We start from the raw sequence: 24,302 nt of genomic DNA on the forward strand, positions 1-24,302 counted from the left end.
AATGCAGATTAGCAGCAGGCAAAATAAGCTCGGCCGTCGTCTTTCCTCCGATTTTGATTCTTATCGACCGGGCAGAAAAATGGTTTATTCAGAAAAGGTGGCGGAATTCACCGATAGCGTGCCATGCGGGGCACCGGAGGGCAATGATGTTGGCGAAACGGCCGGGGCGCTACGACAGGCGCCCGACGAGGGGCATCGAATCATGAGCGCAATCCGTGTTCTGGTTCTTGAAGACAGTTTGATCATCGCGATGGAGGCGGAGGATATTCTGCGCCTGGCCGGCGTCGAGAGCATCGATATCGTCGGCAGTTTGGAACAGGCGAGGGCTGCCATCGCTGCAGAGACATATGATTTCGCCCTTCTCGACGTCAATCTCGGCGAGGGCATGAGTTTCGGATTTGCCCGCCATCTTCTCGATATCGGCATCCCCTTCGGCTTCGTCAGCGGCTATTCCGATACCGGCGATTTCCCACCCGACCTGCAGCACATACCGCTTCTGGTGAAGCCGTTCGACGAAACGGCGATGCGGGAATTCCTGCAGAGACTTTTCCCGGCCGTCGCCTGACGCGGTCCATGACGGAAGCCAGCCTTGCATTGCAGCGCGTCTTTCAGACGCGCAAAGGACGCTGTAACGCGTTGAATTATGCAGTAGGATGGATTCGTCAGCCGTAAGGACTTCTTTCGATGCAGTGGCAGGACCATGCGATCATCCTGGGCGTCAAGCGCCACGGGGAGACGAGCGTCATCGCCGAGGTGATGACGCGTGATCGCGGCCGCCATCTCGGCCTGGTGCGTTCCGGCCGCTCGCGGACCATGCAGCCGGTGCTGCAGGCGGGCAATGCCGTCGAGGTTATCTGGCGTGCCCGGCTTGACGAGCATCTGGGCGAATTTCGCGTTGAGCCGGTGACGCTGCGCGCTGCCCGGCTGATGGAAACGGCGACCGCCGTCTACGGTGTCCAGGCGATGGGCGCGCTGCTGCGGCTGCTGCCGGAGCGTGACCCGCATCCGCATCTCTTCGATGCGCTGGAGGTCATCCTCGATCACCTGCACAACCCGGCCGATGCCGGCGAACTCTTCGTGCGTTTCGAGCTTGCTGTGCTGAATGATCTCGGCTTCGGCCTGGATCTTGCCGAATGCGCCGCGACCGGCGCCCGTTCCGATCTCGTCTATGTCTCGCCGAAATCCGGCCGCGCCGTCAGCCGCAGCGCCGGTGCGCCCTGGGCGGACAAAATGCTGCTCCTGCCGCCGTTCCTCAGCATCGAAGGCAATCATGCGGCCGACTTCGATAGCCTCGCAGCTGCATTCCGGCTGACAGGGTTCTTTCTGCATCGCCACGTCTATGAGCCGCGCGGCATCGAGGCGGCAACTGCCCGTGAGGGTTTCGTTCAGGCCGCGCTCAAGGCGCTTAATCCAGCCTTGCGGACGCTTTCCGGCCCGAATGGTATTTCGGCCTGACCTCGTTTTTTACGGGTGCAAAACATCCTCCGGATTTGGCGGTTTACCTGCTGGTGAGCGCTTCCTATGTCTTCACAGGATTGCCAATCAAGGAGGACCTCATGCTGACCAAGACCGCATCACCGACGACGATCACGCTCTGGAACGGCCGCGAAATTCCGCGCCTCGGCATGGGATGCTGGGCGATCGGCGGCCCCTTCTTCGCCGGCGACACGCCGCTCGGCTGGGGCGATGTCGACGACGAGGAATCCGTGGAAGCGATCAATCGCGCCATCGAACTCGGCATCCGCTTCTTCGACACGGCCTCGAACTACGGCGCTGGCCACTCTGAGGAGGTGCTCGGCCGGGCGATCGGCAATCGCGACGATATCGTCATCGCCACCAAGTTCGGCTTCGCCACCGATCCGGCAACCAAGCAGGCAATCGGCGCCTTCGCCGATGAGGCCTTCATCCGCCGTTCGGTCGAGACCTCGCTGCGCCGCCTCAAGCGCGATCGCCTCGATCTCCTGCAGTTCCACCTCAATGATTTTCCGCTGGAACAGTCTGATGCCGTCTTCGATACGCTGGAGGCGCTGCGCGCCGAAGGCAAGATCGATGCGTTCGGCTGGAGCACCGATTTTCCCGATCGTGCCGCCCGCCATACCAGCCGCCAGGGCTACGTCTCGATCCAGCATACGATGAACGTTTTCGAACCGGTGCCGGAGATGATCACAGTGATCGAGGGGAAGGGCCTGATGTCAATCAATCGCGGTCCGCTGGCGATGGGGCTGCTGACCGGCAAGTTCACCGTCGACAAGGCAGTGGGCGCCAAGGATGTCCGTGGGGCGGCCCTCGACTGGATGGTCTATTTCAAGGACGGGCGTATTGCCCCGGAATTCGCCGCACGGCTCGATGCCGTCCGCGATCTCCTGACATCAGGCGGCCGCACGCTGACGCAGGGCGCGCTTGCCTGGCTCTGGGCACGCTCGCCGCGCACCCTTCCCATTCCCGGCTTCCGCACCGTTGCCCAGGTGGAGGAAAATGCCGGCGCGCTGGAGAAGGGTCCACTGCCCGCCGATGCCATGGCAGGCATCGATGCCGCGCTCGATCGCGTGTGACGCTCTAACTCGTTGTTTTCACGCAATCCGGAGGGCGAACCGCCTCGCCCTTTTTCTGGAATTGCTTATGCTGCGGCGCGGCGCTTAAGCGCCCAGCCTTCCGGCCTCTCTTCAACGATGCGGACGGAGTCACCGATCGTGATCCTGCCGCTACCGCGCGGCGTGACGTTCCAACCGAAGAGCGGGCCCGGCACGCGCCGGTCGGCCGACATGCGGATGCGGCCCATGGCCGGCATCGGGTTTGGTCCCTCGCGGGACCCGGTCAACTGGTCCTGAGTCGTCATGATGCAGCGGGAGCAGGGTTTGACGAGATCGAAGCGGATGCCGGCGATCTCGATCGCCGCCCAGCGGTCCTCAGGCCAAGCCTCGTCGGTATCGACGACGATGTTCGGACGGAAGCGTTCCATGCCGACACTGCCTTCGCCATGGGCGGCGAGATCGGCATTCAATGCCTTCAGCGAGCCGGTCGTCGTCACCAGGATCTGGTAGCCGTCGGTAAAGGTCACGGGCGTGGCTTCGCCGGCCCATTCGGCATTTGCCGTCCGCCGTGCCTGCCCGTCGAAGAAGACCAGGCGCACCTCGCGGCCAAGCCATTCGGAAAGCTGCCGGTTGCTCTCCGGATCGGCGACAGCGGCGCTGACGGCAGATTTCCACACGGTCACGTCCATGCGGTTTTCAGGCGGAGGCGGTCGTACCGATATGTCCGTTTTCCCCTGCATCAGCAGCCGAAAGGCGCTCGCCTCCGGTCGTACCTCGATGCGTGCGAGGTCGGGCAACTCGCGCTGGGTGATGAAGTGCCCTCGCGCATCGGTGATCATCGCCCGCCGATCGCCGGGAAGCCCATAGGCGTCGATGTCGGCGGCCGGCAGCGCAATGCCGCGGGCACTCTTGAGCGGGTAGATGAAGAGGTCGCTGACACGCATGCCGTTCTCCTAGATTTCGTCCATGAAGGCCGAGAGGAAGTCGCGCAAGCTTTTGTCACGCGCGGCCGCCAGCTTGCGGCCGGTCTCGGTCTGGAATCCTTCCGCCAGTTTGAACAGCTTCGTCTGGAAATGGTCAATGGCATAACGCTTGTCATCGAGCGGGCGGTCCGCTGCCGCCGGGTCGAACGGATCATAGAGCCCGGATCCCAGTCGCCCGGCGATATAGAAGCAGCGGGCGACGCCGACCATGCCGATCGCGTCCAGCCGGTCGGCATCCTGCAGGATCTTCGCCTCAAGCGTTTGCGGCGCCACCCCGGCGGAGAAACTGTGCGCGGTGATTGCGTGGGCCGCGGCATCGATATCCTCGACGCTCCAGCCGAGCTCCGCCAGGATCGCCGATGCCTTCTGCGCCGCCAAAGCCGATGCTTTTGCCCGCAGCGGCGAATTCTTCTCGACGGCGACGCAGTCATGCAGCAGCACGGAAGCGGCAAGCACCCGCCCGTCGCCGCCTTCTCCCGCATGGATGCGCATGGCATTCCTGAAGACGCGCAGGATATGGGCAAGGTCGTGCGAGCCGTCGTCACCGTCGGCCGCATGCGCAATCAGCGCCGCCGCGAGCGTTTCGTGTGGGGAGAAGGCTTCAGCCGCGAACATAGCGCCACCTGTCATGAGGAAGATCGTTTTCCGCCGATAGGGCATCGGCGCGGAATTGAATGCTGGCGGTAAAAGGATGCGACAACGAAGATCTCAGGAATCGCAGCCGATTTTGTAGCGGCTTGCCGTGCGAGTCGCAATCAAGGGGGATCTCAGTGCTTGATTTCAGGAAGACGCGTCACGCCGCTGTTCTTCGGCGGCAGGGAGAGAATATGGGGCACGTCACGCGCCGGTCGCGGCGGACTGATGTGATAACCCTGGATCTCGTCGCATTCCTCGCATTCGAGCAGCGCCAGCTGCGCGGCCGTCTCGACGCCCTCGACGGTGACGCGCATGCCGAGCGCATCGCCGAGCAGGATGATCGCGTGCATGATCGCATGCGCTTCCTTGTTGTCGACGATGTCGTTGACGAAGGACTTGTCGATCTTGATCTTGTCGAAGGGGAAGCTCGAGAGATAGCTCAGTGAGGAATAGCCGGTTCCGAAATCGTCCATCGAGATGCGGATGCCGCGCTCCTTCAGCGCATGCAGGATCGGCAGCACTTCGCTTAGATTTTCCATCAGCACGCTCTCAGTGATTTCGAGTTCAAGCCGCGACGGCGACAGCGCCGCAGCGGCAAGCGCCTCGCTGACATCTTGCGTCAGGTCGCTGCTGCTGAATTGGATTGCCGAAACGTTGACGGCGATCTTGATGCCCTCCGGCCATTGCGCTGCATCGTTGCAGGCCCGGCGCAAAACCCAACGGCCGATATCGACGACAAGGCCGACCTCTTCGGCAAGCGGAATGAAATCCATCGGCGGAACGCGGCCTCGAGCCGGGTGGTTCCAACGGATCAACGCTTCGAAACCACAGATGCGCCGCTGCACGAGGTCATAAAGCGGCTGGTAGTGCAGCTCGAATTCTTCATTCTCAACGGCTGCTCTGAGGTCCGCCTCCAGCGCGTGGCGCAGCTGGATCTGCGCTTCCATCTCGCTGGCGAAGAAACGTTCGCGTTTGCGCTCGTCCGCCTTGGCATGTGACAGCGCCACGCCGGCATTTTTCAACAGGATATCGGTTTCCTCGCCATCCTCAGGGGCGATTGCGATGCCCATGGAGACGCTGAGTTCCACCTGTTTTTCGCCGTGGAGGAATGGTTTGGAAAGCTCCCGGCGGATCCGCTCGGCAAGCGCCGTCACGTTCCGGGGCTGCTGCTTGCCCGTCTGCAGGATGGCGAATTCGTCCGAGCCGAGGCGCGCCAGGGTGTTTTCCGAACCGGCCGAGGCTCGGATGCGCTCGGCGACCTGCAGCAGGATCTTGTCGCCGGCCGAAACGCCCATCGTGTTGTTGATCGATTTGAACCGGTCGAGATTGAGGTGAACGAGGGCAATCTGCTGATCTGGCCTGCGCTCTGTGAGCGTCGCATCCACCTGCTCGCGGAAATGGATGCGATTCGGAAGGCCGGTGAGCGGGTCGTGGTGGGCGAGATAGGTGATGCGCTCGGCCGCCCTTCGATCCTCGGTAATATCGGCATGAATGGAAATGTTGCTGCCGTCGGAAAGGATAGTCACCATGCTCTGGATGATGCGGCCATCGTCCATCAACCATTCGCGCCGACGGAGACTACTGCTCCTTACGGTTGCGGAAGAATGTCGCCCGGCCCGCCGGCCGGGCTTGGTGCTGGCGCTCTCCGTGCCGCGCATTTTGGCCGTGAGATCGGCGATTGTCGCGCCGGCAATGACATCTTCGTCCGTCAGGTCGAAGAGCTGGCGGAAGCGGGTGTTGGAAAGGGTCAGCCGCTGGTCGGAGTCGAAGACGCTGAGACCGAGCGGCAGGTTGTTGAGGATGATTTCGAAGAGTTTTTTCTGTCCGTCGAACGCTTGGCTGAGGGCTGATATATTGCCTTTCAGCGCATGGTTTTCCCTCAGCAGCGTTTCCGCGCTTCTCTCGATTTCGTCATAGTCGCTCTCATGGAGGCGATAGGTCGCGATCACAAGATCCATCAGGCGCTGCGCATCGATCGATCCATCGGCGGTGACGGCCTCGGTGCATTGCCGCCAGAAGAGCGCTTCAGCTTTCATGTGCATGCGTCTCGCGGGACGACAGCGGAGGAAGGCGTCCTCGTTTGATGAACGTGCCTCATTTCGCCGGACATGAAAGACCTTTCTAAAATGAATACAGAGGTTGATTTTTTATAAGCTGGACGCCTGCTGGTGATGCGTGATGTCCATTTTGTATGGGCCGGATTAATATTCGGTTGCAGTGCAGCAGCGACGTCGCTGCGTTAGACGTTTGTTTTATATGTGAAAAATAGCTGAAATACGCAGGAAGGCGGCCCCCTGACGCTGGCGGAGGCCTGCGTTCAGGTGTTCCGTTAACTTTTGTCAATCATCGTTAATGAGAAGTTAACAACTTATTGACGCACTGCGCAAATCAGTTTAACCACCGAGTCAACAGTGATTTTCCAACGTTCGTATTGCGTACAAACACCACCGGCAGAAGGCGGTGAATGGAGGTTTGTATGACCAGCACCACATCCGTTTCAGACACTTCATACGCATATCTGGCGACGCTTTCGCGGCTCGATGCCAATGGCGATGGCGTCCTCAGCCGCGGCGAACGTGCCGCCGATGAGAAGCCCGGTATCATCAAGGAACTCCTCGAAGACGATAGGGCCAGCGACACGCAGCCGAAATTTTCCGGCAGCCTGATTGCGCTGATGATGGACACGCGTGACAGCGGCACTGCAAGCAGCATCGCCGTTCCCTATCCGCTGCAGCAGGCCGCGCCGACATCAGGCGATCAGTCCGACGATCTCTACCGCAAGACTTACGGCCAGTTCGATTTCGACGCCGTCGCCTGAGCGGCATCTCAATTCGAGAGATCTGCAAGCCGGCCGGTTGGCCGGCTTTTCTCATTCGATATTCCTGCGCATACCCCCGAAAATCGGAGTGATTTTCGGAAAGGATTATGCGTCACGCAAAGTGCTAGAGCGTCCTATCGGACGCGCCGCGCTTTAGATCAGGAACACCTTCCGGTTTGACACGTTCAGAAGAACAACCGGACGAAAGGAGATCTCCATGAAAGCCATGCGTATTATCGCCGCTTTGAGCCTGCTTGCGGTTGCATTGCCGGCAGGCGCTCAGGACAAGCAAACGGCGGTCGCCAATTTCGTCGGCAAGGACGGCAAGGAGGACGGTCGCGCGCAACTGACGGCTGCCGCCAACGGCGGCGTCCTGATCGAAGTCGAGATATCGGGACTGCCGGCGAATAAATGGGTGGCGTTTCATGTTCATGAGACCGGCCGCTGCGACGCCGCGACCCATCACGAATCGGCGGGCGGCCACTTCAATCCTGAGAAGGCCGAGCACGGCATTCTTGCCGCCAAGGGGCCGCACGCCGGCGATATGCCCAATCAATATGTCGGGCAGGACGGCATGCTACGGGCACAGATCTTTGACAGCATGGTTACGCTCGACGGCAAGACTGACGGCATTCGCGGCCGCGCATTGATGGTGCACGCCAATTCGGATGATTATCGCAGCCAGCCTTCGGGTGATGCCGGGGAAAGACTTTCTTGCGGCGTCATCAAATAGGCTACGGCGCAATTCTTAGATCGGCATCGATTGGACAAAATTAGGAATTCAAAGTGCACAGCGCCGCGGGTCTTAAAAAGATCCGCGGCGCTGCAATGTCTTACTGCCGCGTCGGCGTCGGATTTTCGGCAGCCGTCTTACCATTGGACTTCTTTGCCGGCGCGGCATCTGAAGCATCCGGCACGGCGTCAGGATTGTCGTCGAAGGCGAGTTTCACGCGCTTCACCATGTCACGGCTGACCAGCCACCAGTCACCTGTCTTTGCCCAGTAGCGCAGCGCTACGGAGATCGTGCCATCACCGAGGCTGTCGATGAAGACGCTGGGTGCCGGTGACGTCAGCACCCTGGAATCGGCTTTGGCAAGGTTCATCAGCCTCTCCATCGCCAGATCGATGTCATCCTCATAGGCGACGCTGATTTTCAGCTCGTTCCGCCGCGTGGGCTCGCGGGTGAAATTGGTAATGGGCGTGTTCCACAGTGTCGAATTCGGCGCCAACCGGTAGAGCCCGTCGCCGGTTTTGAGCTCGGTTGCAAACAATCCGATTTCGCGCACCGTGCCGGCCACGCTGCTGGTCTCGATATATTCGCCGACGCGGAAAGGCCTGAGGATCAGCAGCATAATGCCGGCGGCGATATTCTGCAGCGTCCCTTGCAGCGCCAGTCCGATCGCCAGGCCCGCTGCGCCGAGGGTTGCGATGATCGAGGCGGTCTGGACGCCGAATTGACCGAGGACGGTGATGAACACCAGGATGAGCAGCGCATAGCGCAGCACATTGGTGAAGAATCGCGCCAGCGTCTCGTCGATGCCATGAACGCGCGACAAGCCTTCATAGGCCCAGCGGCTGGTAAAACCGGCCAGCGCCCAGCCAAGAACGAGCAGGATCACCGCCCCGAGGACAGAGAAGGAATATTGCACCGCAAGCGCGCTTGCCTGGCTGAGTGCCGTTTGCGTGGCGAGGAGGACATCGGCTGCCTGTTGTTCCATGATCTGGCCCTGTCGATTGTACGTGGTCGGGGCCTAGATGGAGCGGCTGGCGGCAGCGTCAACCGCCAACGGTGTCCCGGATCGCAAGCACAAAGGGCGCATTGCCGTCGGCATCCGCACCGCGTCCGATTGCCCGCACCGCCGCGACCAGCCGGCCGCTGCGGCCGAGCAGCGCGTCACCGATCTCGATCAGACGGGCGTTCGGCGTCGCGAAAGGTGAGGCAGTCCGGAGCCGGCGGGCAAGCGTTTCATCGCTCTGATCGGGTGCCAGCGACAGTGCGGCGATGAGGGCTGCGGCCGGTGATCGCGACACACCCATCCAGCAATGGATGAGCAGAGGCGTCTCCTGCCGCCACGATGCGGCAAAGTCGATAATCCCGCGGACATGCGTCTCGTCCGGCGCCACGAGATCGCCGGTGCCCTTGAAGACGATATCGTTCATACCAAGTGTCAGATGACGCTCGGCCGCAATCACGCCCGGCCGGTGAAAGGCCTGCTCCTTGGCGATCAGGCTGATCATGTCGCGCGCCTTGTGGCGCACGGCCATTTCTGCAATGCGCGACAGCGGCGAGACGACGATGAAGCTCACGATACCATCCCCCGCTCGGCCTCGATCGCCGCGAAGCGCTCGCAGAACAGCCGCTGCGCTTCGATCGCCGGCAGGGGTTCGATCATCAGCATGTCCTTGCTGATGCCGCGCGGCTGGCCGAAGAATTTCTGTGCCTCGGCGGGTGTGAAACCGGCAAGCACGGTCGCTTCGAAATAAGCGGCGATCGTGTCGGCCTTCTTGATTCGGTCCTTGAGGTCGCGCGAGGGATGCGGCGGCAGACCGAAGCGCAGGTGCACGGCGGCTTCCAGCCGCTTTTCCACCGTCTTGTAACCGCCGCCGACCACCGATTTGAACGGCGAGATCATGTCGCCGATCACATATTCGGGTGCGTCGTGCAGCAGCGCCATCAGGCATTCCTGCGGCCGCGCATCGTTGAAGCGACGGAAGATATCCTCGACGACGAGACTGTGCTGGGCCACCGAAAAAGCATGATCGCCGGAGGTCTGGCCGTTCCATCGGGCAACCCGCGCAAGCCCATGGGCGATGTCGATAAGTTCGACATCGAGCGGCGAGGGGTCGAGCAGGTCGAGCCTGCGCCCGGACAGCATGCGTTGCCAGGCACGCGGAGCTTTCGTCGTTGTCACGCGCTGGCCTCGTCGCCGCTTGTGGGAAAGACAAGGCCGGACCATGCTGGCAGGACGAGGGAAACGGGCGTTTCACCGGCGAGCAGCGGCGTGCCTGCCGCCATCGCGGCGCCGGCGCGGTCGATGCGCACGATCGCAAGGCCGTTGCCGCCTTCGACAGAGCCGAGCGTTCCCACAGGCTTGCCGCTAGCGGTGATCTCAGTCCCGGTCTCCGGCAGGGCTGTCGCGGCGGACACCGTCACGACGCGCCGGCGCGCGGTGCCGCGGTGCTGCATGCGCGAGACGACCTCCTGGCCGACATAGCAGCCTTTCCTGAAGGAGAGGCCGCCGTTGAAATCCATCAGCACGTCATGCGGGAAGGCGTCCTGCAGGGCGAAGTCCGATCCTGATGTGACGATGCCGTGGCTGATGCGCAGCGCGTCGTAGAGCGCTTCTTTGCCATCGCCGTGTCTTCCTGCCCGACGGGTCAGCGTGACGCCCGCCTTGGCGAAGCGGCTGTCTCGGACGCCTTGGCTGTCCCGGACGCCCTCGGCATCCTCGCCCCAGGAAACGGTGACGCCGTCTTCGGTGCCTGGCGCAAGTGTGACGGCGGCGCGCAGCTTGTACATTGTCAGCCGCTTCAGCAGGCCGTCGCGCTGGCCGGCCTCGGTTTCGATCATGTAGCCGTCGCCGTCCTGCCAGATCATGAAGTCGAACAGGATCTTGCCCTGCGGCGTCAAGAGTGCCCCGGGCCGCGCCTCGTCGGCGCCGAGTGAGGTGATATCGGTAGTGATCAGGTTCTGCAGGAAGGATTGGGCTTCCGCGCCGCTGACAAGGAGCAATGAGCGGTCTTTCAGGAATACGGCTGGCATGGCGGAACCTGTCGCGTTGGTCATCGCTCAGAGGTATGTCTTCATGAGGTGGATCGCAAGCGCCATGCGAAACGTGAAAAGCGCAGGCGAGACGGGCATCAATCGCCCGCTGTGAAGAATTTCCATTTGCCCTGAGGCGTAATGCCGAGGCGGTAGAAATTATATCCGCCGAACTCCTGCATGTCGGAGAGATCGCCGGCCGTGACGATGCGCAGCAGCTCGACGCGCTCCGGCGGCGTCAGCGACTTCAGGTCCTTCTCGGCAAAATAGGGCCAGACATACATGTCGTCTGCTGTGCCCTGGCCGACATGCACGAAGCCGGTCGAGACGATATCGAGCATAATGGCAAGGATCTCGTCGCCATCAGGATCGCCCGACAGATCCTTCAGCGTGCCGATCGGATCGTCGGTCGGTTCGCCCACAGTCACCTGTGTCTGGTCGGCGCCGGTGCCCATCAGTGGCCGCAGCCGTTCGAGATCGCCGGAGGCGGCCGCTTCGACGATCTGCTCGCGCATCTTGCGAACCGGTTCTGGAACCTTGCTGATGTCGTAGATCACCTCGACGGGCTTGGAATTATCCTGGGCGCCGGGCGTCTTGTCGACACCCTGATTGTTCTGGCTGTTGACCAGCGGATCGGCCATGGGAACGCCGGGAGTGGTCTGCGGCTGGCTCTGTCCCTGAGCGCTTCCCTGTGCGGGCGGCGTCTCGTTGGCCGCCTGGCCGGGGATGTTGTGCAGTTCGGAAAGCGCGTAGGCTGCCGGCGCAAGGAAAACATTGCCGGCCGCGAGGCTGAACGCAAGCAGCACCGGCGCGAGCGAAATTCGCGAAACTTTCTCTTTACCGGTGTGCATCAAACTCTCTGATAATAATTATTGCAGGGTGCGGTTCGCTGAGAATTCGCCGGCAAGCATGCGCTCACGCAGCGAATCCAGCAGGGCTTCGGCGCTCTTTTCCCCATGCAATCTGATCGTCTCGCGCAGCGCATGTGCAATGGCGGCATCAGCGATGATTTCAGGCTCAATCCCGTCGGCCATGCCGTCGGCCCAAGCCTCGTTCTGGTACTCCAGAGCTGCCTGCATCTTTTCGTGGACGATCATGTCGTCGATGTCGTTGAGGCTTGCTTCCATTGTCTTTTCCTCAGAACTTCTCATGTCTTACTGCACCGTTAACAACACTAACAGCCTTTTCCCAAAACGACACGTCCGCATGCGAAAACAGGTTAATTAAACGTCAATTTCCAAAGCGCGAGGTAATTTCTGTGGCAAGTGTTGCACCTTCGTTACGGTAGCGCTCTTCTGCCACGATGGCCGCCGGGGTGCAATCCGTATAGACCGAGGCGAAGGCGCGATAGCCGCGATTGAAGGCCGCTGTGAGCTTTTCCTTGCGCAACTGCTCGTTGCCAGTCTCCGAATCGAGCAGCTGCTGCATGCCGTTTCGCCACTCGTCGCCGCCAGGCGCCTTGCAGAGCGTTCTGAGATAATGCACGGAACCCAGCACCTCGGCGAACCGCGCCAGCTTGTCGTCATAGGGCACGTTCACGATCGGCGGCGCAATCTGCTCCTCCTGTGGAGCCGGCGTATTCTTGCCCTGCGCCATCGTGGGGCCGGCGAGCACGAGCAGGGACAGAAAAACGCGTCGAACGGGAATCATGCTCGTAGTTGATACGCTCAGCATGACGGCAACAAGGCTTACTTGAAAGTTTCCACGTCTATTCGCCGCCCGCCAGCCGCTCAGCGCATTCAAGTACGCTCTGCGGCACGGGCAGCCGCCGGATTTCCTCCACCGTGTACCAACCGAGGGCGGCCGCATCGTCGGCGGCTTCCGCCACCGCGTCCCGATCCGCATCGACGCGGAAGACCGACAGCAGGAAATGGCTGTTGACGCTGCCGTCGGCCGCATGCGTCTTCAGGTCGTAGGTCGAAAACAGCCGCGGATTCCGTGCCGAAATGCCGGTCTCTTCATGGAATTCACGCAATGCCGTTTGCTCCGGCGTTTCTCCAGGCTCGGCGCGCCCGCCGGGAAAGGCGTACATGTCGGCGGAAGGCGGGTTGCGGCGCAACACCAGCAGGAATCGTCCGTCGCGTTCGAGAATGGCGGCGGAGCCGGGTTTGGCAGTGGAGATCATCGGAGGCTGCTCTTGCTGTGATGGCTCATCTTATCGGAGGAATAGTGCGACGAGGATTCGAAAGGTGCTTCCGTGACCTACATCATCTTTGCGTTTGCTGCCCTCTTCGAGATCGCCGGCTGCTTTGCCTTCTGGGCATGGCTGAAGCTCGAAAAGCCTGTCTGGTTGCTGGCACCGGGCATGGTCTTCCTGGCGCTTTTCGCCTGGCTTCTGACGCTGGTGCCGAGCGAGGCTGCCGGCCGTACCTTCGCGGCCTATGGCGGCATTTATATCCTTGCCTCGCTGCTCTGGCTGTGGCTGGTCGAAGCCCGAGTGCCTGATCGTTACGATATCGGCGGCGCGCTGATCTGCCTTGCCGGCGCCAGCCTCATCCTCTTCGCGCCGAGAGGCTGAGGCGTCTTGACCGGATGCCAAGCGGGGTGCAAAGACAGGCCGATGTGTGGACGTTTCGCCCTGACAATCTCCAGCGCCGACCTGCGCGACGTCTTCTCCGGTCTCGATCTCGACGATTTTCCGGCGCGCTACAACATCGCGCCGACGCAACCGATCCTCGTCGTCATATCAGGCGAGGGCAGGGAGCAGGGCAGCAATTTGGCCGACCGGCGCGCCGTGCTCGTGCGCTGGGGCCTCACGCCGGGTTGGGTCAAGGACCCGAAGGACTTCCCGCTGCTGATCAACGCGCGCTCCGAAACCGCGATCGGCAAAGCCTCTTTCCGCGCAGCCATGCGTCATCGCCGCGTGCTCATTCCAGCCTCCGGCTTCTATGAATGGCATCGCCCGTCCAAGGAAAGCGGCGAGCGGCCGCAGGCCTACTGGATCAGGCCGCGCCAGGGTGGGGTCATCGCCTTTGCCGGGTTGATGGAGACATGGTCCTCGGCCGACGGCTCCGAGGTCGATACCGGCGCGATCCTGACGACAGCAGCCAATTCAGCCATATCAGCGATCCACGATCGCATGCCTGTCGTCATCAAGCCTGAGGATTTCTCCCGCTGGCTCGATTGCAAGACCCAGGAACCGCGGGGGGTGGCCGACCTGCTGCTGCCCGTTCAGGACGATTTCTTCGAGGCTGTCCCGGTCTCCGACAAGGTCAACAAGGTCGCCAATATGGGTCCTGACCTGCAGGAGCCGGTCGTCATCGAAAAGCCGCTGAAGGCGCCCGAGAAGCAAAAGCCAGACGGTGGCCAGCTCAGCTTCTTCTGAAACGGTATTCGCCGGCTCGCGCTCGGTGCTGTGTCCGAATCGTTCGTCTGGTTCTTTGGGGTGGTTATGGCGCCGGGTTTCGCCAGACCCGCCGCGGGGCGGGTAGGGACGGCATAATCGGCATCCTCATGGGATTCTGGCGATAAGCCTCTTCATTCGCTTCGTCAGCGATGCCTAACGCATGCCACCCAAATGCATGCCGCAGTTTTGGGGATGACGACATGCATGGCCAGACTTGAAGCGCCCATGATTCCGATTGGAAGCGCGGCGCTTCAAGCGGATTTTTTGACGCTGGTCGGCTTATGCTTCGCCATCAGCGATGCTGCGGCAACAGCCTTCAGGCCGACGGGGCGATAGTTGGCGGCGAGGTCTGGCTTGGCCGCCTGCTGTTCGCCTGTACTGCTCTTCTTCGAGGTCACGATACTCTCCATTACGTGGTTCTTCCCTAGGCATTTTATAATTTGCTGTTTCGTCATAAATAGCGACAAAACAGAGACGCATCCCATCAGGATTTATAAACGCGCACCATAATTCGCGAGGCTTAACTGAAGCCTACGTTGGTTAATACTTACTGAAGAGAGCAGTTCCAATAAAAATCCGAAAGCGGTTTTCTGGGGAAAAGCGCGAAACGGTTTTCACCCGGATAAAGCGCATGCTTTTCCCGGGGATCCGTCAGAACGAAGGGAGAGAAGCATTTCCGTCATTCGAAGAAATCCGGAAATGCTCGGAGGTCAGATGTGTCGACCGATATCGTCGTCGCCGATGCCTGGCTCCTCGATCGTCAGCGTCCCGTATTTCCGCCGCCATTTCCGGGCGCCGAAGGGAAGCGATACGAGGTAGGCGGCAACGGTGAAGACCATCACTTCCCAGGTGTAGCTCATCAGCAGAGCCACATAGAGCACGACGCCGAGCATCATCGGCAGCACGAGATCGCGCCGCAAGCGGTTGCCTTCCGATTTGCCCGACCAGACCGGCAGCCGGCTGATCAGCAGGAAGGCGATGAGCACCGTGTAGATCGATGAGAGATAGGCGAAGGTGCGGTCCGTCGCCAGCCCGAGGAAGCCGAGATAGACCGGCAGCAGCACCAGCATGGCGCCGGCCGGCGCCGGCACGCCGACGAAATATTCCGATTGCCAGCTCGCCTTGTTTTCGCGTTCGGCCATGACATTGAAGCGAGCAAGGCGAAGCCCGGCGGCGATCGCATAGATCAGGGCGGCAATCCAGCCGAGCGAGCGCGCCTGGTCGAGCGCGAAGACATAGACGACGAGGGCGGGCGCGACGCCGAAATTGACGATGTCGGCCAGCGAATCCATCTGCGCGCCGAACTTCGAAGTCGCCTTCATCAGCCGCGCTACGCGCCCGTCTATGCCGTCGAGGAAGGCGGCGAGCAGCACCATGGAGACAGCGAGCTCATAACGATTCTCGAAAGCCAGCCGGATGCCGGTCAGCCCGGCGCAGATCGCCAGAATGGTGATGAGGTTCGGAAAGACGAGCCGGAGCGGGATTTCGCGCAGACGCGGGCCGCGGGCGGAATCATCCGGCCCATTGGGCTCGAAAGGCGGAAAAGGCGTTTCCATATCGCGTTCCAATCGTTCCTAAAGCAATTCCAGCAAAACTGCGCAGCGGTCGCTTCCGAGAAAACTGAACCGCTTTAGCTGCGGCGGCTGATGACGGGACCCTTGGCGGAGGCGAATTCGGCGATGACAGTTTCTCCCGCTACCGCCGTCTGGCCGAGCGAGACGCGTGGTGCGGCACCGGCGGGCAGAAACACATCGAGCCGCGAGCCGAAGCGGATCAGGCCGAAACGTTCGCCGGCATCCAGCGGTTCGTTCGGATTTGCCCAGCAGAGGATGCGCCGCGCGACGAGGCCGGCGATTTGCACGACGCCGATCTGGCCGTGGCGGGTTTCGATCACCAGCCCGTTGCGCTCATTGTCCTCGCTCGCCTTGTCGAGCTCGGCGTTGACGAAGCTGCCGGAGCGGTAGTTGATGCTGACGATGCGCCCGCGCATCGGCGCCCGGTTCACATGGCAATTGAAGACGTTCATGAAGACCGAGATGCGCAGCATCGGCTCGGAGCCGAGGTTGAGCTCTGCCGGAGGGGTCACCATCTGGATCGCCGAGACCTTGCCGTCGGCGGGAGAGATCACCAGATCGTCGTCTTGCGGCGTCACGCGCTCGGGATCGCGGAAGAAATAGGCGCACCAGAGCGTGAAGATCATGCCGATCCAGAAGAGCGGCTCGAAGATCCAGCCCAAGACCAGCGACGCGACGAAGAAGGCGGCAACGAAGGGATAACCCTCCTTGTGCACGGGGACGATCGTGTTGCGAACCGTGTTGAACAGGCTCATGGCTGCCGGTCTCCTTGCGTTTTCATTTTTGCTGGTTAGCGAAAAACCGTCTCCGGGGCAATGCTGTGGCCTCGGCCCTGGTTCCCACGGCGCGGTTCTGAACAACAAAAGCCGGCCGGCGTCTGTCTCCCGGCTCAGCTTGCCGGAGCAAGCCGCGTTATCACGCCGAGGTCGTCGCTTTCGCGCACCTGCTTCAGATGTTCCTCTGCCTGTGTCGCTTCGCGCTGGCGGTTCCACATCGAGGCATAAAGGCCGTTTCTTTCGAGGAGGGCGGCATGTGTTCCGCGCTCGGCGATCTCGCCGCTTTTGAGCACGATGATTTCATCGGCGCCGATCACCGTCGAAAGCCGATGGGCGATAACAAGCGTCGTGCGGTTCTTCGAAACCAGGTCGAGTGCTTCCTGGATTTCCCGTTCCGTCGTCGTGTCGAGCGCCGACGTCGCCTCGTCGAGGATCAGGATCGGCGGCGCCTTGAGGATGGTGCGGGCGATCGCCACCCGCTGCTTCTCGCCGCCTGAAAGCTTCAGCCCGCGCTCGCCGACCTTGGTTTCGAAACCCTCGGGCAGCGTTTCGATGAAATGCGCGATCTGCGCCACCTCGGCGGCTGCAAAGACCTCGCCGTCGCTGGCCGATGTGCGGCCGTAGCGAATGTTGTAGGCGACCGTGTCGTTGAACAGCACCGTATCCTGCGGCACCATGCCGATCGCCGTACGCAGGCTCTTCTGCGTCACCGTGCGGATATCCTGGCCGTCGACGGTGATCGCGCCGCTCTGGATATCGTAGAAACGATAGAGCAGGCGCGACAGCGTCGATTTGCCGGCACCCGACGGGCCGACGACGGCGACCGTCTTGCCTGCCGGCACCTCGAAGGAAATGCCCTTCAGGATCGGGCGGGCCGGATCGTAGGAGAAGTGCACGTCCTTGAAGGAGATCGCGCCCTGGCCGATCCGAAGCTCCGTCGCATCGGGCGCATCATTGACCTCGGCCTTCACCTCAAGCAGGTCGAACATCTGCTCGATGTCGGTCAGCCCCTGGCGGATTTCGCGGTAGACGAAGCCGATGAAGTTGAGCGGCACGGAAAGCTGCAGCAGCATTGAATTGACGAAGACGAAATCGCCGACCGTCTGCTCGCCACGCTGCACGGCCAGGGCCGACAGCACCAGCATGATGGTCGTGCCGATGCCGAAGATGATGCCCTGGCCGAAGTTCAGCCAGCCGAGCGAGGTCCAGACATCGGTCGCCGCCTTCTCGTAGCGTTCCATCGATTTGTCGAAGCGCTTGGCCTCCATCTCCTCATTGCCGAAATATTTGACGGTTTCGAAATTGAGGAGGGAGTCGATCGCCTTGGTATTGGCGTCGGTATCGCTGTCGTTCATCGACCGGCGGATGGCGATGCGCCAGTCGGATGCGCGGATCGTGAACCAGATATAGGCCCAGACGGTAAAGGCGGTAACGGCGAGATAGGAGAAGCCGTAACCCCACCAGAAGATCACTGCCGTCAGCAGGAATTCGATGACGGTCGGGACCGAATTGAGGATCGTGAAGCGCACGATCGTCTCGATGCCCTTGGTGCCGCGCTCGATAATGCGCGAAAGCCCGCCGGTCTTGCGCTCCAGATGGAAGCGCAGGGACAGCTCGTGCATGTGGACGAAGGTCCTGTAGGCGAGCTGGCGCACGGCATGCTGGCCGACGCTGGCAAAGAGCGCGTCGCGCAGCTGGTTGAGGCCAAGCTGGATCAGCCGGGTGATGTTATAGGCGATCACCAGCGCGATGGCGCCGGCCAGCAGCGGCGGCACCGAGCCGGCAAGATCCATCCTGCCGTTCAGCGCATCGGTCGACCACTTGAAGAAATAGGGGACGAGCAGCAATACGAATTTGGAGATCAGCAGAAAGACCGAAGCCCAGACGACGCGCATCTTGAGGTCTGGCCGGCCGGCCGGCCACATATAGGGCCAGAGGTTGAGAAGCGTCTGCGGCAGGTTGGATTCCGAGACTGTCTTGCCGTTTGCCATGATTGTCTCCAGCCCGGATGGGCTTGCCGCGATTACGGCGATTCGATGCCGGCAAGAGCGCGGAACCGGGACGTGCCTGAAAGCGCTTCCCACAACCCGCAGCCGCCACCGCCAGATAGGGTGCCGGGCGGACGAATACAACAATTGCTGGGGTAAGGAAACGACGAGGCCGGGCGCTTATCCCGCCCGGCCTTGCCGTGTTATTTTACAGCTTACAGATGCTGGCCGGACATGCGCTTGCGATGCAGTTCTTCGGCATTCGGCAGTACATCCTTCGGCAGGCCGAAAATCTGGCCAGGGCGGATGCGATCGGGATTGATGATCTTGTCCTCGTTGGCGATGTAGATTGTCGTGTAACGAACGCCGAGGCCATAGGTGCGGCGCGAGATCTGCCACAGCGTGTCGCCGCGGCGAATGATGACCGCCGCGTTGTTCGCCGTCAGCGGCGCCTGTTCGATCGTCTTCGGCTGGCTGCTTCCGACATCGTTTGCAGATGGCGCTGCCGGCGCGGGTGCGGCGGTGAGTTCGGCGATCATCCCGCCCAGTCTTTCGAGCGCGGCGCCGACGGATTTTGCATCCTTAGGCAGGCCCTGCAGCAGCTTCAGCGCATTGCCGGCGATCTGCGAGGACGAGCCGGACGTTTGCTTGAAGGCGTCCGACGCATCGGCCGCCGGGCGGAAGTCGGCGACGGAGCGCAACGCGAATTCCGTTGCCGAGCGCGCCGCCGCAAGCTGTTCGGCGCCTGGCAGTTTGCCATCGGCAAACAGTCCCTTCAGCAGGCCATAGGCCTTGCCGGCCTCGGCCTTGAGTTTGCTGAGCTCGCCTTCGTCGAGCGGCACCATCGCGGAAGCGTCGTTCGCGTCGGCGGGGACCGATTGCGCGGCGACCCTCACCTGATCGCCGGCCGGGCGATTGAAATTCACCGCCGCACGCACAATCACCTTGCCTGCGGGATCAACGACATCGACGCGGATCTTGTGGTCGCCGACCGAAAGCGCCACCACACCGTCGATGACGAAATGCCCGTCGGAGCCGGCGGTATCCTGGCCGACGAGGCTGTCGTCGGCATAACCGATGACCTTGGCATTGGAGCGCGTCGTACCGGCGATGAAGATCTTGTTGCCCTCGATTTCGACGGCATTGACCATCACATCGGGCACATTCGTCTTATCCGGTGCCGTAGCTGCGCCGCCAGAGGAGGTGTCGGTGAGGTTCGGCGTCTGCAGCGCCAGTTCGCCGGTTGGTGCAGGTGTTGCGGCAGCCGAGCTTTCCCCCGTTGCCGGCTTGTCCGCAGGCGGCGCCATCGGATTGGAGGCATCGGCAACTTCGGTTCCGGCCTTCGGCGCGGTGATGATGCGGCTCGCCGCCCCGGGTTTGGAGACCATGGCGAGCAGATTGGCGCCATTACCGTCCTTCGGCACGGAAATCGTCGCGACTTCTTCGGAAAGCATGCTCTTGCCGTCCTTGCCCGTGAACTTGAGCACGAGCTGGTGGTCGCCCGCCGGAAGCGGATCGTCGAGGACGGCGGCGAAATCGCCGCTCGCATCGACATTGGCCGTCGTCACCACCTTTTCGCCGTCGAGCACCTCGAGCTTGCCGTTCGGTTCGGCGGAGCCGGCAATCACCGTCGAGCCGTCGGGCTCAACGCGCAATACGTCGAAGGCCGGAAGTTTCGGGCCGGTGTTCTCCGCTGCCGTGTTCGCCGCAGGCTCCGGCGCACCCGTCAGCGCAACCTCGGCCTTGGCGAGCGCGACAAGCGCATCGGCGATATTCTCGGGCAGCGACTGGACGATGGCGAGCGCTTTCGCGCCGCCGTCCTTGGCTTTGGCGGCAAGGGTCTGGGTCGCGGGATCGAGGCCCTCGGGAATTGCAAAATCGGCAAGTGCGGTCAGCGCGCTGACGGCCTTGGTCTTGGCGGCGGTGAAGACATCGATGGCAGGGCCCTTGCCGTCAGCAAACAGCGCCTTGAGCTCGCTGAGCGATACGCCGGCATCGGCCGAAAGGCGACCCACCTGGTCGGCGACCGCAGCCGAGTCGGCCACAGCGGAGCGCGATGTCTTTGCGGCCTCGTTAACCGTGTTCTTGAGCTCCGTGCTCGCCTGGTTGATGGCGTCGCCGACCTTGGTTGCATCGCCACCGATACGCGGCATGACGAAAAACACCATCAGTAGGATTGCGATTACGAGCACTGCAAGGGCCAGCAAGCCGGCACGGTTCTTCATCATTATGTCTCCCAGAGCGGCAATTTGCCGTAGTAACCGAAATTGCTAGCGATTCCCGTTGCTTTTCACAAGCATTCAAAGCAATTAGGCAAGCTAGGCACGCTGCTTTTCAGTCAATTTTCTTGACTGCATTGAAATGGAATAGTTGTTTGCCTCTATGACCGAACAATCTGTATCGATTCGATCCATCTGCGTTTACTGCGGCTCAAGGCCGGGACGCGATCCTTCCCACATGGCGGCCGGGCGTGCTCTCGGAAGAGAGATCGCCGAATACGGCCTGCGCCTCGTCTATGGCGGGGGTACCAAAGGCATCATGGGCGCGGTTGCAAGCGGGGTGCTTTCAGGCGGCGGTCAGGTCACGGGCATCATTCCCGAATTCCTGATCGATATGGAAGCGACTCGCCATTCGCTCGGTCAGCTCAACGAACTCATTGTAACCCCTGACATGCATGCGCGCAAACACACCATGTTCGAGCGCTCCGATGCCTTCGTCGCGCTGCCCGGCGGCATCGGCACGCTGGAGGAGATCGTCGAGATCATGACCTGGGCGCAGCTCGGCCGCCACGAGAAGCCGATGGTCTTTGCCAACGTCAACGGGTTCTGGGATCCGATGATGGAACTGATGCGCCATATGACCGAAGAAGGCTTCCTGCACACCGCCCACCGGGTGCAGCCACTCGTCGTCGACGAGATCCCGGGCATCATTCCGGCGATCATGGCGCAGGCAGCCCAACTCGCTGCCGATCGTAACGGCGAGGACGAGGTGATTTCGAAGATGTAGGCGGGGGCGCCTTTGGAGCGGTTCGGCTTTCACATTTGCTGGAATTGCTAGCGCCCGCGGCTTCCCTTCAGCATCGACCAGCTATAGAGGAACAGCCCCGCCCAGATCAGCGGGAACGCGATCATGCGCGCCGTTCCGAATGGCTCGTGGAAGACGAAGACCGCGATCAGGAAGATCATCGTCGGCGCGATATACTGCATGATACCGATCGTCGAGAGCTTCAACAGCTTGGCGCCGTTCGCATAAATCATCAGCGGCACGGCGGTGATGACGCCGCAGCCGAGCAGCAGGGTCGTGTCGGCAAGACCGGTGCGATAGAAGTGGCCCTGGCCGCTGCCGAATTCCAGATAGAGGATATAGAGGAGGGCCGGCCCGCTGAGGATCAGCACCTCGAGGAAGAAGCCCTGGTTCGGCCCGAGTGGCAGCGTCTTGCGCAACAGGGCGTAGAAACCCCAGCTGATCGCCAGCGTCAGCGCCACCCACGGGATGCCGCCGCTATCCAGCGCGAGAATGGCGACGGCAAGCGCCGCAAGCACGATCGCCGCGATCTGCAGCGGCTGCAGCTTTTCCTTGAGGAACACCGCGCCGAGGAAGATGCTGAACAGCGGATTGATGAAATAGCCAAGTGCGGCATCGAGCGAATGGCCGGCGCCGATCGCCCAGACATAGGTGCCCCAGTTGACGGTGATCAGCGAGGCCGTCAGCGCCGCCATCGCCAGCATGCGCGGCGAGCTAAGTGCTGCGCGGATGTCCTGTGTGCGCCCGAGCACGATCAGCACGATGCCCGCCAACGGCAGCGACCAGACGATGCGATGCGCGATCACCTCGGCCGGCGAGATATGCGCCACCGCCTTCATGTAGATTGGCAGGAAGCCCCAGAGCAGATAGGCCGTCAGCGCGAAGGCGAACCCGCGCGGACTGTCTTCGTTCTTAGCCAACGGAACGGATGCATCGGTCGACATCGGTGTTTCCATCTTTGTTCTTCTTCTGATCCGGCCTAGCTTAAGCGCCGTGAATAGGCCAATTCATTTCGTTGAATGAAGGGTGAGAGGATTTGAAGCAGAAGACGAAGCGATGGACGCGAAGATATCCGACGCCCTGTGGTGGAGAGCGGAGTCCGAAGGAAGCGAATGGTATTCGGGCGAGGGCTGGGGTCTCGTCGCCGAGCCGGCGGAATAGGTTTATTCCGCCGCGATCTTGCCCGCCAACTGCCGGTTCTTCATCAGCTTGTAGATGACGGAATCCATCAACGCCTGGAACGAAGCGTCGATGATGTTCTCCGAGACGCCGACCGTCCACCAGCGCACACCGTCGCTGTCGGTGGATTCGATCAACACGCGGGTGATCGCCTCCGTGCCGCCATTGAGGATACGCACCTTGAAATCGGCGAGCACGAGATCGTCGATCTCGTGCTGGTACTTGCCGAAATCCTTCCGTAGCGCGAGGTCGAGCGCGTTGACCGGGCCTTCGGCATCGGCAACCGACATCAGCGTCTGGCCGTCGATGGTGATCTTGACCACCGCCTCCGAGACGATCTTCACGCGCCCGAGACTGTCGAAGCGGCGCTCGATCATCACGCGGAAGCCTTCGATGGTGAAGAATTCCGGGATCGTGCCAAGCGTGCGGCGCGCCAGCAGTTCGAAGCTCGCATCCGCGCCCTCATAGGCATAGCCGATGGATTCACGTTCCTTGACGATCGAGATCAGCAGGTCGAGCTTCGGATCGTCCTTGGCGACCGCGATGCCGCGCCGTTTCAGCGCATTGATGAAGTTCGCCTTGCCGCCCTGGTCGGACACCATGACCTTGCGGAAGTTACCGACGGTTTCCGGCGGCACGTGTTCATAGGTCCGCGGGTCCTTGATCAGCGCCGATGCATGGATGCCGGCCTTGGTGGCGAAGGCGGAAGCGCCGACATAGGGCATCTGGTGGTCGGGCGAGCGGTTGAGCAACTCGTCGAAGGCATGCGAGAGCCGGGTGAGGTTGAGCAGCCGCTCCTCGTCGATCGCCGTTTCGAAACGTGTGTTGTAGGCACTCTTCAGCGCCAGCGTGGGGATCAGCGTCACCAGATTGGCATTGCCGCAGCGCTCGCCGATGCCGTTCAGCGTGCCCTGAATCTGCCTGACACCGGCTTCGACGGCGGCAAGCGAATTGGCGACCGCCTGGCCGGTGTCGTTATGCGCATGGATGCCAAGACTGTGCCCGGGAACGCCTGAAGCGATCACCGCCTCGACGATCGCCCGCACCTCCGGCGGCTGCGTGCCGCCATTGGTGTCGCAGAGCACCACCCAGCGCGCGCCGCTCTCATAGGCCGCCTTGGCGCAGGCGAGCGCATAGGCCGGATTGGCTTTGAAGCCGTCGAAGAAATGCTCGCAATCGACGATCGCCTCCTTGCCCGCGCCAACCGCCGCCTTGACGCTTTCGGCAATGCATTCGAGGTTTTCCTCGTTGGTGCAGCCAAGTGCCACAGCGACGTGATAATCCCAGCTCTTGGCGACGAAACAGATGGCATCGCTTTTGGCCTGAAGCAGCCCGGCAATGCCGGGATCGTTGGAGACCGAAACGCCCGCCCGCTTCGTCATGCCGAAGGCGACGAAGCTGGCCTGGCTGGTGCGCTTCTCGCTGAAGAAGGCCGTATCCGTCGGATTGGCGCCGGGATATCCACCCTCGACGTAATCGAGGCCGAACTCGTCCAGCATGGCGGCGATCGCAATCTTGTCCTCGACGGAGAAATCGATGCCGGGCGTCTGCTGCCCGTCCCGGAGCGTCGTGTCGAAGAGGTAGATGCGTTCTTTCATGTCGTTTCCTCCCGCCAAGCGGGTTGTTGTGAAGTGCGGATGCTGCCCCTCATCCGGCTGCCGTCGCCTCTCCCCGTTTTCTGACG

The 24,302-nt window shown here is 61.7% G+C and carries 26 protein-coding genes; 8 read left to right on the forward strand and 18 right to left on the reverse strand.

Features of this window, described 5'->3' with window-relative positions; translation table 11 throughout:
• Nucleotides 1-79: 79 nt before the first annotated feature.
• The 3 genes from CUJ84_RS05895 (at nt 80) to CUJ84_RS05905 (ending at nt 2,552) form a co-directional block, all read left to right on the forward strand.
• On the forward strand, nt 80-565 hold the full coding sequence (locus CUJ84_RS05895) for a response regulator (protein ID WP_105005550.1): 486 nt from the start codon (nt 80-82) through the stop codon (nt 563-565).
• A gap of 119 nt (nt 566-684) precedes the next feature.
• Nucleotides 685-1,455, forward strand: a complete 771-nt coding sequence (gene recO, locus CUJ84_RS05900; RefSeq protein WP_105005551.1) for a DNA repair protein RecO — start codon at nt 685-687, stop codon at nt 1,453-1,455.
• Between the two features lie 101 nt (nt 1,456-1,556).
• Nucleotides 1,557-2,552 carry an aldo/keto reductase gene (locus CUJ84_RS05905; RefSeq protein WP_105008097.1) on the forward strand — a complete coding sequence of 332 codons (996 nt, stop codon included), beginning with the start codon at nt 1,557-1,559 and terminating at the stop codon, nt 2,550-2,552.
• Nucleotides 2,553-2,617: 65 nt separating this feature from the next.
• Here the strand turns inward: CUJ84_RS05905 and CUJ84_RS05910 are convergent, their stop codons facing one another.
• From CUJ84_RS05910 to CUJ84_RS05920, 3 genes are all read right to left on the reverse strand, one after another.
• Nucleotides 2,618-3,475 carry an MOSC domain-containing protein gene (locus tag CUJ84_RS05910; protein WP_105005552.1) on the reverse strand — a complete coding sequence of 286 codons (858 nt, stop codon included), beginning with the start codon at nt 3,473-3,475 and terminating at the stop codon, nt 2,618-2,620.
• Between the two features lie 9 nt (nt 3,476-3,484).
• A complete protein-coding gene (locus CUJ84_RS05915; protein WP_199788780.1) occupies nt 3,485-4,144 on the reverse strand; it encodes an HD domain-containing protein in 660 nt (219 codons plus the stop codon).
• A 137-nt stretch (nt 4,145-4,281) separates the two neighbouring features.
• Nucleotides 4,282-6,186, reverse strand: a complete 1,905-nt coding sequence (locus tag CUJ84_RS05920) for a putative bifunctional diguanylate cyclase/phosphodiesterase (protein WP_105005554.1) — start codon at nt 6,184-6,186, stop codon at nt 4,282-4,284.
• Between the two features lie 428 nt (nt 6,187-6,614).
• Between CUJ84_RS05920 and CUJ84_RS05925 the strand changes: the two genes are divergently transcribed.
• Nucleotides 6,615-6,968 (forward strand): hypothetical protein, encoded by a 354-nt coding sequence (locus CUJ84_RS05925; protein ID WP_199788781.1) that lies wholly within the window; start codon nt 6,615-6,617, stop codon nt 6,966-6,968.
• A 217-nt stretch (nt 6,969-7,185) separates the two neighbouring features.
• Nucleotides 7,186-7,701, forward strand: coding sequence for a superoxide dismutase family protein (locus tag CUJ84_RS05930; protein WP_105005556.1), 516 nt, complete (start codon nt 7,186-7,188; stop codon nt 7,699-7,701).
• 100 nt (nt 7,702-7,801) lie between these two features.
• On the opposite strand, the gene CUJ84_RS05935 is transcribed toward CUJ84_RS05930, so the two are convergent.
• The 8 genes from CUJ84_RS05935 to CUJ84_RS05970 all read right to left on the reverse strand — a co-directional run bounded on the left by CUJ84_RS05935 (nt 7,802) and on the right by CUJ84_RS05970 (nt 12,856).
• Nucleotides 7,802-8,686: a mechanosensitive ion channel family protein gene (locus tag CUJ84_RS05935; RefSeq protein WP_105005557.1), complete on the reverse strand. Its 885-nt coding sequence runs from the start codon at nt 8,684-8,686 to the stop codon at nt 7,802-7,804.
• Nucleotides 8,687-8,744: 58 nt separating this feature from the next.
• Nucleotides 8,745-9,275, reverse strand: a complete 531-nt coding sequence (locus tag CUJ84_RS05940) for a tyrosine phosphatase family protein (protein WP_017993498.1) — start codon at nt 9,273-9,275, stop codon at nt 8,745-8,747.
• Nucleotides 9,272-9,880, reverse strand: coding sequence for a YfbR-like 5'-deoxynucleotidase (locus CUJ84_RS05945; RefSeq protein WP_017993499.1), 609 nt, complete (start codon nt 9,878-9,880; stop codon nt 9,272-9,274). The genes CUJ84_RS05940 and CUJ84_RS05945 overlap by 4 nt, the downstream gene beginning before the upstream one ends.
• A complete protein-coding gene (locus tag CUJ84_RS05950) occupies nt 9,877-10,731 on the reverse strand; it encodes a YgfZ/GcvT domain-containing protein (RefSeq protein WP_105005558.1) in 855 nt (284 codons plus the stop codon). The genes CUJ84_RS05945 and CUJ84_RS05950 overlap by 4 nt, the downstream gene beginning before the upstream one ends.
• 98 nt (nt 10,732-10,829) lie before the next feature.
• Nucleotides 10,830-11,582: a hypothetical protein gene (locus tag CUJ84_RS05955; RefSeq protein WP_027685287.1), complete on the reverse strand. Its 753-nt coding sequence runs from the start codon at nt 11,580-11,582 to the stop codon at nt 10,830-10,832.
• Between the two features lie 18 nt (nt 11,583-11,600).
• Complete coding sequence (locus tag CUJ84_RS05960) at nt 11,601-11,858, reverse strand: hypothetical protein (protein ID WP_003546972.1); 258 nt, start codon at nt 11,856-11,858, stop codon at nt 11,601-11,603.
• Nucleotides 11,859-11,961: 103 nt separating this feature from the next.
• The gene (locus CUJ84_RS05965; protein ID WP_105005559.1) at nt 11,962-12,405 is read right to left on the reverse strand and encodes a TIGR02301 family protein; all 444 of its coding nucleotides are present in this window, start codon (nt 12,403-12,405) and stop codon (nt 11,962-11,964) included.
• A gap of 34 nt (nt 12,406-12,439) precedes the next feature.
• The gene (locus CUJ84_RS05970; RefSeq protein WP_105005560.1) at nt 12,440-12,856 is read right to left on the reverse strand and encodes an NUDIX hydrolase; all 417 of its coding nucleotides are present in this window, start codon (nt 12,854-12,856) and stop codon (nt 12,440-12,442) included.
• Between the two features lie 72 nt (nt 12,857-12,928).
• On the opposite strand from CUJ84_RS05970, the gene CUJ84_RS05975 reads away from it, so the two are divergent.
• Nucleotides 12,929-13,249 carry a YnfA family protein gene (locus CUJ84_RS05975; RefSeq protein ID WP_105005561.1) on the forward strand — a complete coding sequence of 107 codons (321 nt, stop codon included), beginning with the start codon at nt 12,929-12,931 and terminating at the stop codon, nt 13,247-13,249.
• A 42-nt stretch (nt 13,250-13,291) separates the two neighbouring features.
• Complete coding sequence (locus tag CUJ84_RS05980; protein WP_105005562.1) at nt 13,292-14,056, forward strand: SOS response-associated peptidase; 765 nt, start codon at nt 13,292-13,294, stop codon at nt 14,054-14,056.
• Nucleotides 14,057-14,328: 272 nt separating this feature from the next.
• Here CUJ84_RS05980 and CUJ84_RS38250 read toward each other — a convergent pair whose 3' ends face one another.
• The 5 genes from CUJ84_RS38250 to CUJ84_RS06000 all read right to left on the reverse strand — a co-directional run bounded on the left by CUJ84_RS38250 (nt 14,329) and on the right by CUJ84_RS06000 (nt 20,643).
• Complete coding sequence (locus CUJ84_RS38250) at nt 14,329-14,475, reverse strand: hypothetical protein (protein ID WP_003558132.1); 147 nt, start codon at nt 14,473-14,475, stop codon at nt 14,329-14,331.
• A 312-nt stretch (nt 14,476-14,787) separates the two neighbouring features.
• On the reverse strand, nt 14,788-15,633 hold the full coding sequence (pssA, locus tag CUJ84_RS05985) for a CDP-diacylglycerol--serine O-phosphatidyltransferase (RefSeq protein WP_018447395.1): 846 nt from the start codon (nt 15,631-15,633) through the stop codon (nt 14,788-14,790).
• Between the two features lie 74 nt (nt 15,634-15,707).
• Complete coding sequence (locus CUJ84_RS05990) at nt 15,708-16,406, reverse strand: phosphatidylserine decarboxylase (RefSeq protein ID WP_027685282.1); 699 nt, start codon at nt 16,404-16,406, stop codon at nt 15,708-15,710.
• A gap of 134 nt (nt 16,407-16,540) precedes the next feature.
• Complete coding sequence (locus CUJ84_RS05995) at nt 16,541-18,418, reverse strand: ABCB family ABC transporter ATP-binding protein/permease (RefSeq protein WP_105005563.1); 1,878 nt, start codon at nt 18,416-18,418, stop codon at nt 16,541-16,543.
• Between the two features lie 212 nt (nt 18,419-18,630).
• Nucleotides 18,631-20,643 (reverse strand): LysM peptidoglycan-binding domain-containing protein, encoded by a 2,013-nt coding sequence (locus tag CUJ84_RS06000; RefSeq protein WP_105005564.1) that lies wholly within the window; start codon nt 20,641-20,643, stop codon nt 18,631-18,633.
• Between the two features lie 154 nt (nt 20,644-20,797).
• On the opposite strand from CUJ84_RS06000, the gene CUJ84_RS06005 reads away from it, so the two are divergent.
• Nucleotides 20,798-21,421 carry a TIGR00730 family Rossman fold protein gene (locus CUJ84_RS06005; RefSeq protein ID WP_027685279.1) on the forward strand — a complete coding sequence of 208 codons (624 nt, stop codon included), beginning with the start codon at nt 20,798-20,800 and terminating at the stop codon, nt 21,419-21,421.
• Between the two features lie 47 nt (nt 21,422-21,468).
• Here CUJ84_RS06005 and rarD read toward each other — a convergent pair whose 3' ends face one another.
• Complete coding sequence (rarD, locus tag CUJ84_RS06010) at nt 21,469-22,383, reverse strand: EamA family transporter RarD (protein WP_105005565.1); 915 nt, start codon at nt 22,381-22,383, stop codon at nt 21,469-21,471.
• Nucleotides 22,384-22,602: 219 nt separating this feature from the next.
• Nucleotides 22,603-24,216, reverse strand: a complete 1,614-nt coding sequence (gene cimA, locus CUJ84_RS06015) for a citramalate synthase (protein ID WP_105005566.1) — start codon at nt 24,214-24,216, stop codon at nt 22,603-22,605.
• Nucleotides 24,217-24,302 lie beyond the last annotated feature (86 nt).

The organism is Rhizobium leguminosarum (genome assembly GCF_002953715.1).
Lineage (GTDB): Bacteria > Pseudomonadota > Alphaproteobacteria > Rhizobiales > Rhizobiaceae > Rhizobium > Rhizobium leguminosarum_V.